Raw genomic sequence first — 14947 nt, 5'->3', positions numbered from 1 at the left:
ACCGGAGGTTGAACATGATCGTCCCACTGTGGTTGTGGATCGCCACGCTCGGTGGACTGGCCGTCCTTCTCGCACTCGACCTGGTGATCGTCGACCGGCACCCGCACGTGGTGAAGGTGGGCGAGGCGGCCCGGTGGGTGGTCTTCTACATCGCCTGTGCCCTGGTCTTCGCCGGTGGGCTCTGGTACTTCGCCGGCTCGGCCCCGGCCGGCGAGTTCATCGCCGGGTATCTCACCGAGTACTCGCTGTCGGTGGACAACCTGTTCGTCTTCGTGATCATCATGACCACGTTCGCCGTGCCCAAGATCCACCAGCACCGGGTGCTGCTGATCGGCGTGGTGCTGGCGCTGATCATGCGCGGCCTGTTCATCGGCGTCGGCGCGGTGGTGATCAGCCACTTCAGCGCCGTCTTCTACCTTTTCGGCGCGTTCCTGGTCTACACGGCCGTGCAGATGGCCCGCTCGCAGGGCCAGTCGCACGACGACGAGGAGTACAAGGAGAACCTGATGATCAGGCTCTCCCGCAAGATCCTGCCGGTCACCGACGACTACCACGGCGCCAAGTCGTTCGTGAAGCACAAGGGCCGCAGCATGGTCACCCCGATGCTGATCGTGATGATCGCCATCGGCACCACCGACCTGCTGTTCGCGCTGGACTCCATCCCGGCCATCTTCGGCCTGACCAAGGAGCCCTACCTGGTCTTCGCGGCCAACGCTTTCGCGCTGATGGGCCTGCGGCAGCTGTACTTCCTCATCGGCGGCCTGCTCGACCGGCTGGTGTACCTGCCGATCGGCCTCTCGGTGCTGCTGGGCTTCATCGGCTTCAAGCTGATCATGGAAGCGCTGCACGACAACGAGCTGCCGTTCATCAACGGCGGCGATGGCCTGCCGGTGTGGGAGATCGGCACCGGCACCTCGCTGGCGGTGATCGGCGGCGTGCTGGCCATCACCACGGTGGCGAGTCTGATCAAGACGCATGTGACTGCCCGGTCGGACAGCAAGACCGGCAAGACCACCGGGAAGGCCAAGCCCGAAGCGGCCTAGGAGGTACCGTCGCCGGGTGCGCCCTGAAGACGTCGCGCTGCTGCGCGTACCCGGTTCCGTCACCCTCCGCGGCGATCTGCTGCTGACCGACGTAGCCCGCCCCGACCTGGAGTCCGACAGCTACCGGGGCGGGCTCGTCCGCGTGCCGACCGACGGCGAGTCGCAGCAGTGGACCAGGGGCGAGCGGGACACCGCGCCGCGGATCTCGCCGGACGGTCGCCTTGTCGCCTTCCTGCGCGACCGTCAGCTGCACGTGATCCCGGCCGACGGCGGCGAGGCCCGCAAGGTCACCGACCTGCCTGGCGGCGCCGGCACGCCGGTGTGGGCCCCGGACTCGCAGCGGGTGGCCTTCGCGGCCCGCGTGCCCGAGGACGGCCGCTACGGCGTCAAGGACGCGCCGGCCGCCGAGGCCGAGGCCCCGCGGCGCATCACCGACCTGAACTACCGCATCGACGGCGTCGGCTTCCTCCGCGACCGCGTCCAGCAGCTGTTCGTCGTCGACGTCACGGCCGAGGACGAGGCCACGCAGCTCACCAGCGGCTCGTACGACCTCGACAACCCCGTCTGGACGCCGGACGGCCGGCATGTGCTGGCCGTGGGCGCACGCCAGGACGCCGGCCCGCAGAACCTGCACGAGGACGTGTACGCCATGCCCGCGGCCGGCGGCGCGCCGGTCGTCGCCGTGCGCGGCGTGGGCATGATCAGCCTCATCGCCGCCGGCGAGGGGCGGATCTACTTCCTCGGCTCCGAGTTCGAGGGGCTGGCCGCCCGGCCGCTGCCCGACGCCCTGTGGGTTGCGCCGTTCGACCCGGCCGGGGACCCGCAGCCGCCGCGGCTGCTGACCGACCCGGCGTCCGTGGACTGCGAGGGCGCTCCCGGTGCCCTGACCGTCACCGAGGACGGCGTGCTGGCCCTGGTCCGCAACCGGGGCGCAGTCGAGCTCCGCCAGATCCCCTTCGACGCCGACCAGGCCGGGCTGGACGACCTCCCGGTCATCTTCGGCGGCCAGGTCGTCGTGAAGGCGTTCGCCGAGGATGCCGGCCGGGTGGCCGTGGTCGTGGCGACGCCGGAGAGCGCCGGCGAGGTCGTGCTGGTCGGCACGGACGTCAAGACCGACTTCGGCGCCGACCTGCGGAAGGCCGGGATCCGGCCGCTGCGGGAGATCCACGGCACCGCCCCGGACGGCTATCCCGTGCACGGCTGGGTCGTGCTGCCGGAGGGCGAGGGCCCGCACCCGACGATCCTGAGCGTGCACGGCGGCCCGTACATGTACTACGGCTGGGGCCTGTTCGACGAGGCCCAGGTCTACGCCTCCGCCGGCTACGCGGTCGTGCTGCCCAACCCGCGCGGCTCCGCCGGCTACGGCCGGGACCACGGCACGGCCATCGTGCACAAGCTCGGCACGGTCGACGCCGACGACGTGCTCGCGCTCCTCGATGCCGCCCTTGAGCTGCCGGAATGCGACGCCGACCGTGTCGGCGTGATGGGCGGCTCGTACGGCGGCTTCATGACCAGCTGGCTGGCCGCCCACCATGGGCACCGGTTCAAGGCCGCGTGGAGCGAGCGGGCGGTCAACGCCTGGGACTCGTTCGTCGGATCGTCGGACATCGGGTGGTGGTTCGCGCAGACTTATTGCGGCACCGATCCCGACGTGCAGCGGTCCGTGAGCCCGCTCACCTACGCGGACAAGATCAACATCCCGTTCGCAGTGGTGCACTCGGAGCAGGACTGGCGCTGTCCGATCGAGCAGGCGCAGCGGCTGTTCGTCGCGCTCAAGGCCAACGGCACCGAGACTGAGCTGCTGCTTTTCCCCGGCGAGGGGCACGAGCTGACCCGGTCCGGCCGGCCGGTGCACCGGCGGCAGCGGTTCGACGCGGTGCTGGACTGGTGGCGACGGCATCTCGGGGAATCCGTTGGCACCGGGCCCCGCTGATTTGGCACGCTCCCGTCATGACATGGACGGTGCGACGAGCCGATTCCGGTGACGTTCGCGAGCTGGCCAGGATCAACCGTGAATCCTGGCTCAAGGCCGCTCGCGGCGCGGTGCCGGACGTGTTGCTCGACCGGATGCTGCCGGAGAGCCACCTCAACGGCTGGCGACGCTGGGTGTGCCTGCCCGACCCCGACGGGGTTTTCGTCGCCGAGGACGACCAGGGCCGCATAGGCTCCTACTGTGTCGTCGCGGAGGCCCGCGACGACGATGACCTGCACGACGACCTACGCACCGGCGAGCTGATATCGGTGCACGCCGACCCCGAGTGCCAAGGCACGGGCGCGGGGCGGACGGTGCACGACGCGGCCCTGGACCACCTGGCGGCGCAGGGCTTCCGCTACGCGGTGCTGTGGGTGCTCCAGGACGACTGGGACACCCGTTCCTTCTACGCCCATCACGGCTGGCGGCACGACGGTGGTTGCAAACACCACGTCGTGGGGGAGCATCGGCTCACCCTGGTCCGCTACGGGAGGTTTCTGCCTCGCAGCCGACGCAACCGCCCCCCAGCAGGCTTCCGCCGACCCGCCTTCGGCTGAGGCTCACCCCAACATGATGTAGTTCAGCTCATCGCAGATCCGGCTCAGCGGCAGGTCGAGGCCCGGATGCTCCAGTGGAAGCAGCACATCGGGAGCATCCGGCATGGCATTGCCGCCGGGCGGGTCCCACAGGCAGATGGCCGGGTCGCCCGCGTCCATCGACGACCGGTACCAGAGGCCGTCCAGCTCGGGATAGGCGGCGCGGATGGTCCGCGCCCAGGCCTGGGTCAGGTCCTTGGGGCCGCTGCTGATCTCCTGGGACGCGCCGGCCCTGGTCGGCCACAGGCCGGCCAGGTCGAGCAGCCGCAGGGTCCGCCGGGGCCGGAACACCACCAGGTGCGGCCGGCGGGTCCGGCGGTCGACGGTGGAGGTGGCCTGGTAGACCTCGGCCACGCTGGTCCGCACGGACAGGCCGAAGTACAGGACGCCATTGCCGGGGTCCTCGGCCGGCGGACCCTCGGGATGCGGGTCGAAGCGGGCGTGCGGCAGCGGGCCGGTGTACCGGAACGAGTTCCACCGCTGCGGGTGGCTGCCGCCCGCGGTGAAGATGCGGACGAGCCGGGTCGCGCGGTGCACCGCCACCACATCCTCGGCGCGGCGCAGGAGCGCCTGCAGCACAGCGGGTGCCGGCGGTGGGGGAAGCCGAGCCATTCAGATACGTCGTTTCCGTTCGGGGATGGTGCCGGGTCCGGCCACTGATCGTGCCGGGCCGCACCGCGAGTCGATCAAGCAGGGTGCCCAGCATCGCGGCGACGGCGGCGACGCGGCGGGGATCACCGCCCGCGAGCAGCCATTCCCGCGGCGAACCGGCGGAATCGCCGAGCGGGAAGTCGGGCTGGGCCGTGGTCATGAAGCCGGCCAGCACCAGCGGCGGCTGGTCGTCGGGCATGGCGGCCAGCACGACCTCCAGGCCGGGCAGCACGCCGGAGTCGGTGAACTGCCAGGCCGGCAGCCGCCAGCTGCCGCGGTCCTTCCAGCCGGCGAGCCGGCCGGCGGCCAGGCGGTGCCGGATGCGGCTGGTGTCGACGTCGAGCACCCGGGCCGCGTCGGTGACGGTGAGCGCGCTGTCCAGCAGCACGGTCTGCGCGGCCAGCGCCCGGGCCCGCGGCTCGAAGTCGTCCTCGCGCAGCCCGCCGAGGTCGAGGCCGACGTCGGTCAGCGCGACCTGCTGCTCGGGCGTGAAGTAGGTGGCCGGCTCGGGGTGGGGTGGGGCCAGTCGCCTGGCCACGTCCTCGACCAGGGAGAGGAACTCGTCCGCGGTGACCCGTAGGCCCGCCTTGGCCAGCACAGTCTCCAACGCCATGGTCATAAGCACAGGGTAGCCCGCGCGTGCGCATTCGTGCGACAGCTGTCACCCGAATCACCGGTCAATTCGACCGACCGCACCCGCCTGTCCACTGTACGTAGCCGAATCGGGGCGGGCGATCGGTGCCGCCGAGAACCGTTACCCTTGGCTCGCAGTGTCAGGCGAGCCGTAAGGGAACCGGTGGACGTCCAGCAGCAGCCCCCGTCCACGCACCGGTCTCCGGTCGAGTTGATCTTGTGGTCGCTGGTGGCGGCCGCGCTGCTGGCGCTGATCGTGCTCAGCACGGTCTACATCGGCACGTACAACCAGCACCACTTCACCGACCTGTACGTCTATCTCGGCGGCGGCGACGCCTGGCGGCACGGCCAGGACCTCTACCAGACCGAGATGGCCACGCCGTTCGCCGGCTTCCTGCTCAAGTTCACCTATCCGCCGCTGGCCGCGGTGCTGTTCGCCGGCCTCGCGGTGTTTCCGCTGGCCGTGGCCATCGGCATCTTCACCACGGCCACGCTGGTCATCCTGTTCCTGTGCATCCGGGCCGTGCTGGTGCGGATCGCGCCGGCCCGGCTGCTGGCCCGCTTCCCGGTGCCGATCGCCGCGCTGGTCCTCACGCTCGGCGCCGCCTGGCTGGAGCCGGTCCGCGAGACGATCTCGTTCGGGCAGGTCAACGTCCTGCTGCTGGGCCTGATCGTGGCCGACTGCCTGGTGGCCAAGCCGTGGTGGCCGCGCGGCCTGCTGATCGGCCTGGCCGCCTCGATCAAGCTCACGCCGGCCGCGTTCGTGCTCTTCTTCCTGGCCAGGAAGGACTGGAAGGCCGCGCTGACCATGGTCGGCGGCTTCGTCGGCTTCGGCCTTGTCGGCTTCGCGCTGGCCGCCGGCGACTCGGTCAGCTACTGGTTCCAGGACTTCTTCGACACCAACCGGGTCGGCAACCTCGGCTTCAGCTACAACCAGTCGCTGCGCGGCATGGTGGCCCGGCTGGGCATCCCCGCCAACCTGGAGGGGCCGCTCTGGGTGTTGCTGTGCCTCGGCGTGCTGGCCCTGGCCTGGCTGGTCGCGCGCCGCTCCCGCCTGGCCGGCCAGGACCTGCCGGCCATGCTGGCCATCGGCGTGCTGTCGCTGCTGGTGTCGCCGGTGTCCTGGGCCCACCACTGGGTGTGGGCCGTGCTGGCCATCCTGTGGGGCGCGGCCGCGGCGATACGCGCCCGGTCCTGGCTGTCGGGCGCGCTCTCCCTGTTCGCGGTCTACCTGTTCTGGCAGGCCCCGTACCACCAGGCGCCCGAGCTGCGTGATCCCGGGCAGTACTGGGACCCGTACGACAACGTGATCGGCAATGCCTATGTCTGGCTGGCCATTGCCGTGCTGATCGCGATGACCGTCTGGTCGCGAGGGCTGGCCAAGGCCTCAGACCGCGTCGACCGTGCTGTCGGTGCGCAGACCCCGTAGCCGGAAACCCAGCAGGATCAGCGAGATCCCCCAGATCAGGGCGAAGATCGCGATCGTGGTGACCAGGGCCAGCGCGCCCGCGCCCGGGTTGAGCAGCAGCACGACGCCGAGCACCAGGGTCAGGCCGCCGGTCAGGATCAGGAACCAGGCGTGGGCCATGGCCCGCCGCAGCGTGATGCCGGCGGCGATCTGCACCACGCCGGCGATGATCGCCCAGATCGCGATGATCACCAGCAGCACCACCGCGGTCTCGCCCGGCAGCATGATGGCGACCAGGCCGGCCAGGATGCCGACGACGCCGATCAGCACGTTGGACCAACGGTGCCCGCGCACCGCCGCGCCCAGCGCGATCGAGCTGATGCCGTCGACCAGTGCGTAGAAGCCCCACAGGAAGATCAGGGCGAGCAGCGTCAGGCCGGGCCAGGCCAGCGTGAGGATGCCGAAGATCACGGCCAGCGCGCCGCGCAGGGCCACCAGCCACCAGTTTCGCGTCATCAGTTCGACCACGCGCACATGGTCCTGCCGGTGCTGCCGGCCCGCAACGCGAGAGGTGCTCACGGCCCGGGATCCTTGCCGGTTGGCCTAGTACGTTCGTCCGGTCACTGGTCTGAATAGGTGAGGTATTCTCCCCAGCTTGCTCAGAATTGGCTTTGAAAGAGATACAAGGAAGATCCGAACGAGAGCGTGTTCACCCCGCTGAAGTGGGACGACCCGGTTAATTTAACAAAGTCAACGACTGTCAACGTTAACCGTTAAGGGTGTCCCCGCATGTCGTCGACTGTCCAGAATCTCACCCAGCCGCCCTTCCAATCCTTGCTTGGAGCGACCATGCGATTTCTGGAACAAGGAAAAGATTATGTGATCTCTTTGTATCGCATCGTCATCGGGCTGCTGTTCGTCTCGCACGGGGCGGCCAGCCTCTTCGGGCTGTTCGGGGCCAAGAAGGCCGTCGAGTTCGGGGTATGGCCCAGCTGGTGGGCCGCGGCGATCCAGCTGGTGGCCGGCGCGCTGGTGCTGGTCGGCCTGTTCACCCGGGTCGCCGCGCTGCTGTGCTCCGGCTCGATGGCGTACGCCTACTTCACCGTGCACATGCCGAAATCGTTCATTCCGATGATCAACGGTGGCGAGGCGGCGATCCAGTTCTGCTGGGCCTTCCTGCTGGTCGCCTTCCTCGGCGCGGGGGCGCTGTCGATCGACCGCGTGTTCCGCCGTGGCGCCGAGATTCGGATCAACGCCGTTCCGGAACCGGCGCGGTGATCCGCTGATCGGACAATCAATGGTCAGGAACGGACTATTCAGCAGAGGGCGTCGACGTGCTTTCCCGGGGGACCAGTATCGGCACCTGGTCCTCCACGTCGGCGCCCTCCGCGCCGTCCAGCACCGAGAGCAGTGCCCGGGCCGCGGCGGCGCCGAACGCGAACGTGTCGCGGGTGAGCGCGGTCAGCGGCGGGTGCAGCAGCTGGCACAGCGGGGAATCGTCCCAGGCCACAATGGACAGTGACGCCGGCACCGCGACACCGAGCTCGGTCGCCACGGCCACGCCGGCCACCGCCATCACGTCGTTGTCGTAGACGATCGCGGTCGGCGGCCGCGAGGACGCGAGCAGCTGTCGGGTCGCGGCCGCGCCCTGCTCGCCGGAGTAGTCGGTCATCAGGATCGGGGCGGCGTCGATGCCGTGCGAGGCCACCGCCGCGCGGAACGCATCGGTGCGGCGCTCGGTGTGCAGCAGGTCCGGCAGCCCGGCCACGCGCGCGATCCGCCGGTGGCCCAGCCCGGCCAGGTGGTCGATGATTCGCGTCATCGCCTTGGCGTCGTCGGCCCACACGCTGGGCAGCCGCCCGTGGTGCCCGGGACCGCCTATCACCAGCGCCGGCAGGTCCAGCTCCTCCAGCAGCGCCACCCGCGGGTCCTCGACGCGCAGGTCGATCAGGATCACCGCGTCCACCCGCCGCTCCGACCACCATTGCCGGTGGACGGCCATTTCCGCGTCCAGGTCCTCGACCACCTGAAGCAGCAGCGCGATGCGCCGGCCGGACAACTCGGCCTGCAACCCCGAGATGAGCTGGAAGAAGAACGGCTCCGCGCCGAGCGTGCGGGCCGGTCGGGCCAGCACAAGGCCGATCGCGTCGGCCCGGGCCGCGGACAGCGCCCGTGCGGCGTTGTTGGGATGCCAGTCCAGCTCCCTGGCCACCGCCAGGATGCGGGTGCGGGTCGCCTCGGACACGCCGGGCAGGCCGTTGAGGGCCATCGACACCGCGCCCTTGGACACGCCCGCACGGCGGGCGATGTCCATGATCGTCGGTCGTTTCACGGTCACCCCAAACGGCGAGAGCGCAGCAGCTAAACCGGTTCAGCCTCGTCGCTAAACCGGTTTACCTCCCCGGTAGCATCCGACCCGGCCGATGACATGTCAAGGCCGCTACCAGGACAAATTCGGCTATTGACAACGATGGCGGGCCTTTGGCAAATTCGTGCGCGTCCCCCGGCGCAGCACACACCACCTTGGACGGTTGTCATGCCGACGAATCCCCTGTCGAGGCGCGGTTTCCTGCTGGCCGCGGCGGCGACGACCGCGCTCGGCGTCACCGGCTGCGGCCTGGGCGGCGGCACCGAGGACAACGCTGACACCGGCCCGGTCACCGGCGACGTCACCGGCGAGATCAAGTTCCAGACGTGGGCGCTCAAGCCGAAGTACACCGACTACATCAACGGCATGATCACGGCGTTCCAGCAGCAGCACAACGGCGTCAAGATCACCTGGATCGACCAGCCGGCCGACGGCTACCTGCAGAAGGTCACCGCCGACGCGGCCGCCGGCAACCTGCCCGACGTGATCAACGTGCCGCCGGACCTGTCCTACCCGCTGGCCCGCAAGAAGCTGCTGCTCAACATCGAGACGGCCGCGCCGGACGCCAAGAAGGACTACGTCGACGGCGGCTGGGCCGCGTACGCGCTGCCCGGCCAGCCCGGCTCCTACGGCTTTCCGTGGTACCTCAACACCGGCCCCACCTTCTACAACAAGGCGCTGTTCCGGCAGGTCGGCCTGGACGCCGAGCACCCGCCGACCAGCTACGCCGAGCTGGAGGCGGCCGCGCTGGTGATGGCCCAGCGCAGCAACAAGCAGATCGCCATGCTCGGCCTGACCCCGGTGATCGCCGACTTCGGCCTGTACGGCGTCAAGGTGATGAACGACGACGGCTCCAAGTTCACCTTCAACGAGGCCAAGGGCGTCGAGTTCGTCGAGATGTACAAGCGGCTGTTCGACGCGGGCGCGCTCATTCCCGAGGCGCTGTCGGCCACCTACACCGGCGCCGGCACCAAGTTCATGAACCAGCAGATCGCCTGGGCCCCGGGCTCCGCGTACGACCTCCAGAACTTCAAGACCAACGCGCCCAGCCTGTACGCCAACGTCGGCATCACCAAGACGATCACCAGCACCGGCAAGGCCAACCTGTACGTGCAGGGCCTTTCGGTGCCGTCGGCCAGCAAGAACAAGCCGACCGCGCTGGCCTTCGCCCGGTTCGTGACCAACGCGCAGAACCAGATGGCCTTCGCCAAGCTGACCGCGATCTTCCCCAGCACCAAGGGCTCCATGCAGGACCCGTACTTCGCCCAGGACGGCGGCACCGACGAGGGCCGGGTCCGGGTGGCGGCGGCCAAGCAGCTGGACACGGCGGTCAACTACACGCCGGTGCAGTGGAGCGAGCAGATGACCACCCTGTTGCAGCAGAAGATGTCCGACGCCATGCAGGGCAAGGCCACGCCGAAGCAGGCGCTGGACGACACCGTTGCCCAGTGCAACAAGCTGCTGGCCGGGTGAAGGTCGCGGCCGAAGTGGTGCGGGAGCCGGCCGACGTGCGTCGGCCGGCCGTGAGGATCGTTCAGCAGCGCTGGTTCACGCCGTGGCTGTTCCTGTTGCCCGGCCTGGCCGTGGTGCTCGGCTTCAACCTGTTCCCGTTCCTGAACACGGTCGTGCTGGCCTTCACCAACGCCAAGGTGTTGGGCGGCGGCCACTTCACCGGCGCGGACAACTTCGTCCGCATGGTCCACGATCCGGCGTTCTGGACCGCGGTCGGCAACAGCGCGCTCTACATCGTCGGTGTGGTCCCGCCGCTGGTGATCCTGCCGTTGCTGCTGGCGTTGCTGGTCGAGCGCAAGCTGCCCGGCATCACGTTCTTCCGTACCGCTTTCTTCACGCCGGTGATCGCGTCGATCGTCGTGGTCGGCCTGATCTGGACGTGGCTGCTGGATTCCCGCGGCCTGGTCAACGATGTGCTGCGGGCGTTGGGCGTGCTGACGACGCCGATCCCTTTCCTCACCGACGAATGGCTGCTGCTGGTCAGCGCCATGCTCGTGACGGTGTGGAAGGGGCTGGGCTACTACATGATCATCTACTTGGCCGCGTTGGGCACTGTTTCCAAGGATCTGCACGAGGCAGCCCAGGTGGACGGGGCGGGCTGGTGGCGGCGGCTGTGGTCGGTGACGCTGCCGGCGCTGCGGCCGACCATGGTGCTGGTGGCCGTGCTGTCCGCGGTGTCGGCATTCCGCGTGTTCTCCGAGGTGTACCTGCTGGCCGGTCCGGCCGGCGGCCCCGGCGGCGCCGACACCTCGCTGGTGATGCTCATCCAGCAGGTCGGCACCGGCCTGTCCGGCGATCTCGGCTACTCCTCGGCGCTGTCGGTGGTGCTGTTCGTGCTCACGCTCGGGCTGCTGCTGCTCACCAACCGGCTCAACCGCAAGGAGGACCTGTGAGAGGCGGGACTGTCGGCCGGTACGTGTTGCTGCTTCTGGTCCTGGCGATCACGGTCGGCCCGTTCCTGTGGCAGCTGTCGACGTCGCTCAAGGGCGTGACCGAGGACATCTACTCCACGCCGCCACAGCTGTTCCCGCAGCATCCGACGCCCGGCAACTACGCGCGGGTGGCCGACGCAGTGCCTATCTGGTCGTTCGCGCTGAACTCGCTGCTGGTCGCCGTGACCAACGTGGTGGCCAACTGCCTGGGCGCGGCCATGGCCGGCTATGCCTTGGCCCGCCTGCGTTTCCGCGGCCGGACCGCCGCGCTGACCGTGTTCCTCACCAGCCTGCTCGTCCCGTTCGAAGCGATCATGGTGGCGTTGTTCCTGGTGATGCGTTCGCTGCACCTGAACAACACGCTGGCCGCCGTGGTGCTGCCCGGCTCGATCGCCGCGCTGAACGTGCTGCTCATGCGCAACGCCTTCCTGGCCCTGCCCTCGGCGGTGGAAGAGGCCGCGATCATCGACGGCGCAAACGTTTGGCAGCGGTTCACCCGGATCGCGCTGCCCTCGGCCCGCGGCACCATCGTGGTCGTCGCCGTCTTCTCGTTCATGTTCAGCTGGGACGACTTCCTGTGGCCGCTGATCGTGCTGAGCGATCCGGCCAAGTACACGCTGACCATCGGGCTGAGTTACCTCCAGGGCACCTTCGTCAACGACCAGCGGCTGGTCGCCGCTGGCACGATGATCGCGGTGGCGCCGCTGGTGCTGCTGTTCGTCGCGGCGCAGAAGTACTTCTTCCGCGGTGTCGGAGAAGGGGCCGTCAAGGGTTGATTACCGGGGAGCGACCGAATGCACGATGACCGCAGCCTGCTCGACGAGCGGCTGACCAGGACCGTCCGCCAGCGCATCCGGCCGGAGGTGTACGGCGCGGCCGTGCCGCTGACGCTGGAGGTCTGGCACGCGCCCGGCGAGCCGGTGCCGGTCGCCGAGGCGCTGGCCGCCACGTACGAGCCGGCCAAGGTCGGCGACGCGTGGGGCGCGCCGTGGGCCACCAGCTGGTTCCGGATGTCCGGCACCGTGCCGGCGGAGTGGGCCGGCCGGCACGTGGAAGCCGTGGTGGACCTGGGATTCACCCATCCCGGCCCGGGTTTCCAGTGCGAGGGCCTCGCGTACACGCCGGAAGGCAAGCCGATCAAGGGCCTGGCCCCGCGCAGCACCCACCTGCCGGTTGGTGTCGAGGTGGCCGGTGGCGAGGACGTGCTGTTCTACGTCGAGGCCGCGGCCAACCCGGTGATCCTGGACTTCGTGCCGTTCCAGCCGACCGAGCTGGGCCTGAAGGAGACGGCCGGCACCGAGCCGATCTACCACGTGGTGCGCGCCGAGCTGGCCGTGTTCAACCGTGACGTCTGGGACCTGCTGCTGGACATCGAGGTGTTGAACAGCCTCAAGAACGAGCTCGACGAGCGGGAGCCGCGGCGCTGGGACATCCAGCGTTCGCTGGACCGGGCGTTGGACCGCCTCGACTTCCAGGACATCCCCGGCACCGCCGGGCTGGCCCGCGCCGAGCTCGCCGACGTGCTGTCGAAGCCGGCCAATGCCAGCGCGCACCAGATCACCGCCGCCGGCCACGCCCACATCGACTCGGCCTGGCTGTGGCCGCTGCGGGAGACCGTCCGCAAGTGCGCCCGCACGTTCTCCAACGTGACGGCGTTGATGGAGGAGTACCCCGAGTTCGTCTTCGCCTGCTCGCAGGCCCAGCAGTACGCGTGGATGAAGGAGAAGCACCCGGACGTCTGGGAACGCGTGAAAGCTAGCGTTGCTAGGGGTCAGTTCGTGCCGGTCGGCGGCATGTGGGTGGAGTCCGACACCAACATGCCCGGCGGCGAGGCCATGGCCCGCCAGTTCATCCACGGCAAGCGCTTCTTCCTCGACGAGTTCGGCATCGAGACCGAGGAGGTGTGGCTGCCCGACTCGTTCGGCTACAGCGCGGCCATGCCGCAGCTGGTGAAGCTGTCCGGGTCGCGGTGGTTCCTCACCCAGAAGCTGTCGTGGAACCAGATCAACCGGTTCCCGCACCACAGCTTCTACTGGGAGGGCATCGACGGATCGCAGGTGTTCACCCACTTCCCGCCGGTCGACACGTACAACTCCGACCTGCTCGGGGCCGACCTGGCCCGGGCCAGCCGGCAGTACGCCGAGCACGGCAAGGCCACCCGGTCGTTGGTGCCGTTCGGTTACGGCGACGGCGGCGGCGGTCCCACCCGGGAGATGTTGGAAACCGCCCGTCGGTCCGCCGATCTCGAGGGCTCGCCGCGGGTGACGATCGAGGCCCCGTCGAAGTTCTTCGCCGCGGCCGAGGCAGAGTACGAGGACGCCCCGGTGTGGTCGGGGGAGCTGTACCTGGAGAAGCACCGGGCCACGTACACCACGCAGGCTCGGACCAAGCAGGGCAACCGTCGTAGCGAGCACCTGCTGCGTGAGGCCGAGCTGTGGGCCACGGCCGCGTTGTTGCAGGGCTTTGACTACCCCTATGAGCAGCTCGACCGGTTGTGGAAAACCGTGCTGCTGCACCAGTTCCACGACATCCTGCCCGGCAGTTCGATCGCGTGGGTGCACCGCGAGGCCGAGGCCCGGTACGCCGAGGTGGCTCTTGAACTGGAATCCCTGATCTCTTCGGCGCTGTCGGCGTTGGCCGGCGAGGGCTCCGAGACCGTCGTCTTCAACGCCGCCCCGCACTCCCGCTCCGGCGTGCCCGGACTCGGCGCCGGGGCAACGGACTCCGGTTCCGCGCAGCCGGTGTCCGTCGAGGATCTGGTGCTGGACAACGGTTTGCTCCGGGTGACCGTCGACTCGCGTGGCCTCATCACCTCGTTGCGTGACCTGGTCGCCGACCGCGAGGTGTTGGCCCCCGGGGCCGTCGGCAACCTGTTGCAGCTGCACGTCGACGTCCCCAACCAGTGGGATGCTTGGGACGTGGATCCGTTCTACCGCAACAATGTCCGTGACCTGGTCGAGGCCGATGAGGTCGTCGCCGTCGACGAGGGCAAGGACGTCGGCGCCATCCGGGTCCGGCGCACTTTCGGGGATTCCACGCTCACCCAGGTGTTGCGGCTGCGGGCCGGCGAGCGTCGTCTCGACGTGTCCACCGAGGTCGACTGGCAGGAAGTCGAGAAGTTCCTCAAGGTCGCCTTCCCGGTTGACGTGCATGCCGACCGTTCCACCTCGGAGATCCAGTTCGGGCACCTGCACCGGCCGACCCACGTCAACACGTCGTGGGACGCCGCCAAGTTCGAGATCTGCGCACACCGGTGGGTGCACGTCGCCGAGCCCGGCTACGGCTTCGCCGTCGTCAACGACTCCACCTATGGCCACGACATCACCCGCAAGGCCCGGTCTTCCGGCGGCACCACCACCACGGTCCGCCTGTCCCTACTCCGCGCCCCGCGTTTCCCCGATCCTTTGACCGACCAGGGCATTCACACGCTCAACTACTCCATCGTCCCCGGCGCCACCATCGCCGACGCCGTCCGTGAGGGCTACCGCATCAACCTGCCCGAGCGCCGCGCCGTCGGCTCCCCGGTCGCCCCCGTCTTCACCGTGTCCGATCCCGGCATCGTCATCGAGGCCGTCAAGGCCGCCGACGACCGCTCCGGCGACATCGTCGTCCGTCTCTACGAGTCCCTCGGCGGCCGGGCTCGTGCCGTCGTCACCCCGTCTTTCCCGGTTTCCGCCGTGCAGGAGACCGACCTGTTGGAGCGACACCTGGCCGACCGCGCGTTGACCGACAACGCCGTCGACATCGAGCTCCGCCCCTTCCAGGTCCTGACCCTGCGCTTCACCCGCTGATGTGATGCAGGGAAGGACGCCTTACCTGCGTTGGATGCAGG

12 protein-coding genes and 1 pseudogene are annotated in these 14947 nt (G+C 69.2%); 9 read left to right on the top strand and 4 right to left on the bottom strand.

Annotation, left to right across the window (positions count from 1 at the left end):
* Window positions 1-14 precede the first annotated feature (14 nt).
* Genes M3Q35_RS23695 through M3Q35_RS23685 form a run of 3 tightly spaced genes read left to right on the top strand, consistent with a single transcriptional unit; the run spans window position 15 to window position 3572 of the window.
* On the top strand, window positions 15-1043 hold the full coding sequence (locus M3Q35_RS23695; protein WP_273934445.1) for a TerC family protein: 1029 nt from the start codon (window positions 15-17) through the stop codon (window positions 1041-1043).
* Window positions 1044-1059: 16 nt separating this feature from the next.
* Window positions 1060-2976: a S9 family peptidase gene (locus M3Q35_RS23690; protein WP_273934444.1), complete on the top strand. Its 1917-nt coding sequence runs from the start codon at window positions 1060-1062 to the stop codon at window positions 2974-2976.
* A 17-nt stretch (window positions 2977-2993) separates the two neighbouring features.
* Complete coding sequence (locus M3Q35_RS23685) at window positions 2994-3572, top strand: GNAT family N-acetyltransferase (protein WP_273934442.1); 579 nt, start codon at window positions 2994-2996, stop codon at window positions 3570-3572.
* A gap of 3 nt (window positions 3573-3575) precedes the next feature.
* Here M3Q35_RS23685 and M3Q35_RS23680 read toward each other — a convergent pair whose 3' ends face one another.
* The gene (locus M3Q35_RS23680; protein ID WP_273934440.1) at window positions 3576-4223 is read right to left on the bottom strand and encodes an RES family NAD+ phosphorylase; all 648 of its coding nucleotides are present in this window, start codon (window positions 4221-4223) and stop codon (window positions 3576-3578) included.
* 82 nt (window positions 4224-4305) lie between these two features.
* A pseudogene (locus M3Q35_RS23675) lies at window positions 4306-4881 on the bottom strand (DNA-binding protein); the annotation flags it as partial.
* A gap of 177 nt (window positions 4882-5058) precedes the next feature.
* On the opposite strand from M3Q35_RS23675, the gene M3Q35_RS23670 reads away from it, so the two are divergent.
* On the top strand, window positions 5059-6324 hold the full coding sequence (locus M3Q35_RS23670; RefSeq protein ID WP_273934438.1) for a glycosyltransferase 87 family protein: 1266 nt from the start codon (window positions 5059-5061) through the stop codon (window positions 6322-6324).
* Here the strand turns inward: M3Q35_RS23670 and M3Q35_RS23665 are convergent.
* Window positions 6283-6882, bottom strand: coding sequence for an HdeD family acid-resistance protein (locus M3Q35_RS23665; protein WP_273934436.1), 600 nt, complete (start codon window positions 6880-6882; stop codon window positions 6283-6285). The genes M3Q35_RS23670 and M3Q35_RS23665 overlap by 42 nt on opposite strands.
* Before the next feature lie 300 nt (window positions 6883-7182).
* Here M3Q35_RS23665 and M3Q35_RS23660 point away from each other — a divergent pair, with 300 nt between their 5' ends.
* A complete protein-coding gene (locus M3Q35_RS23660; protein WP_337960467.1) occupies window positions 7183-7581 on the top strand; it encodes a DoxX family protein in 399 nt (132 codons plus the stop codon).
* A gap of 34 nt (window positions 7582-7615) precedes the next feature.
* Here M3Q35_RS23660 and M3Q35_RS23655 read toward each other — a convergent pair whose 3' ends face one another.
* Complete coding sequence (locus M3Q35_RS23655; protein WP_273934434.1) at window positions 7616-8635, bottom strand: LacI family DNA-binding transcriptional regulator; 1020 nt, start codon at window positions 8633-8635, stop codon at window positions 7616-7618.
* A 204-nt stretch (window positions 8636-8839) separates the two neighbouring features.
* On the opposite strand from M3Q35_RS23655, the gene M3Q35_RS23650 reads away from it, so the two are divergent.
* The 4 genes from M3Q35_RS23650 to M3Q35_RS23635 are packed head-to-tail and all read left to right on the top strand — an operon-like array spanning window position 8840 to window position 14906.
* Entirely contained in the window at window positions 8840-10144 is a 1305-nt protein-coding gene (locus tag M3Q35_RS23650; protein WP_273934432.1) for an ABC transporter substrate-binding protein, read from the top strand.
* Window positions 10120-11076, top strand: coding sequence for a carbohydrate ABC transporter permease (locus tag M3Q35_RS23645; protein ID WP_273934430.1), 957 nt, complete (start codon window positions 10120-10122; stop codon window positions 11074-11076). Before M3Q35_RS23650 ends, M3Q35_RS23645 begins: the two co-directional genes overlap by 25 nt.
* On the top strand, window positions 11073-11891 hold the full coding sequence (locus M3Q35_RS23640; protein ID WP_273934428.1) for a carbohydrate ABC transporter permease: 819 nt from the start codon (window positions 11073-11075) through the stop codon (window positions 11889-11891). Before M3Q35_RS23645 ends, M3Q35_RS23640 begins: the two co-directional genes overlap by 4 nt.
* Before the next feature lie 18 nt (window positions 11892-11909).
* A complete protein-coding gene (locus M3Q35_RS23635) occupies window positions 11910-14906 on the top strand; it encodes an alpha-mannosidase (RefSeq protein WP_273934425.1) in 2997 nt (998 codons plus the stop codon).
* The last annotated feature ends 41 nt before the right edge of the window (window positions 14907-14947 follow it).

Origin of the sequence: Kutzneria chonburiensis, from assembly GCF_028622115.1 — a bacterium.
GTDB lineage: Bacteria > Actinomycetota > Actinomycetes > Mycobacteriales > Pseudonocardiaceae > Kutzneria > Kutzneria chonburiensis.
The sequence above is the reverse complement of the archived record's forward strand: the minus strand, read 5'-3'. Positions and strand labels throughout refer to the sequence as shown.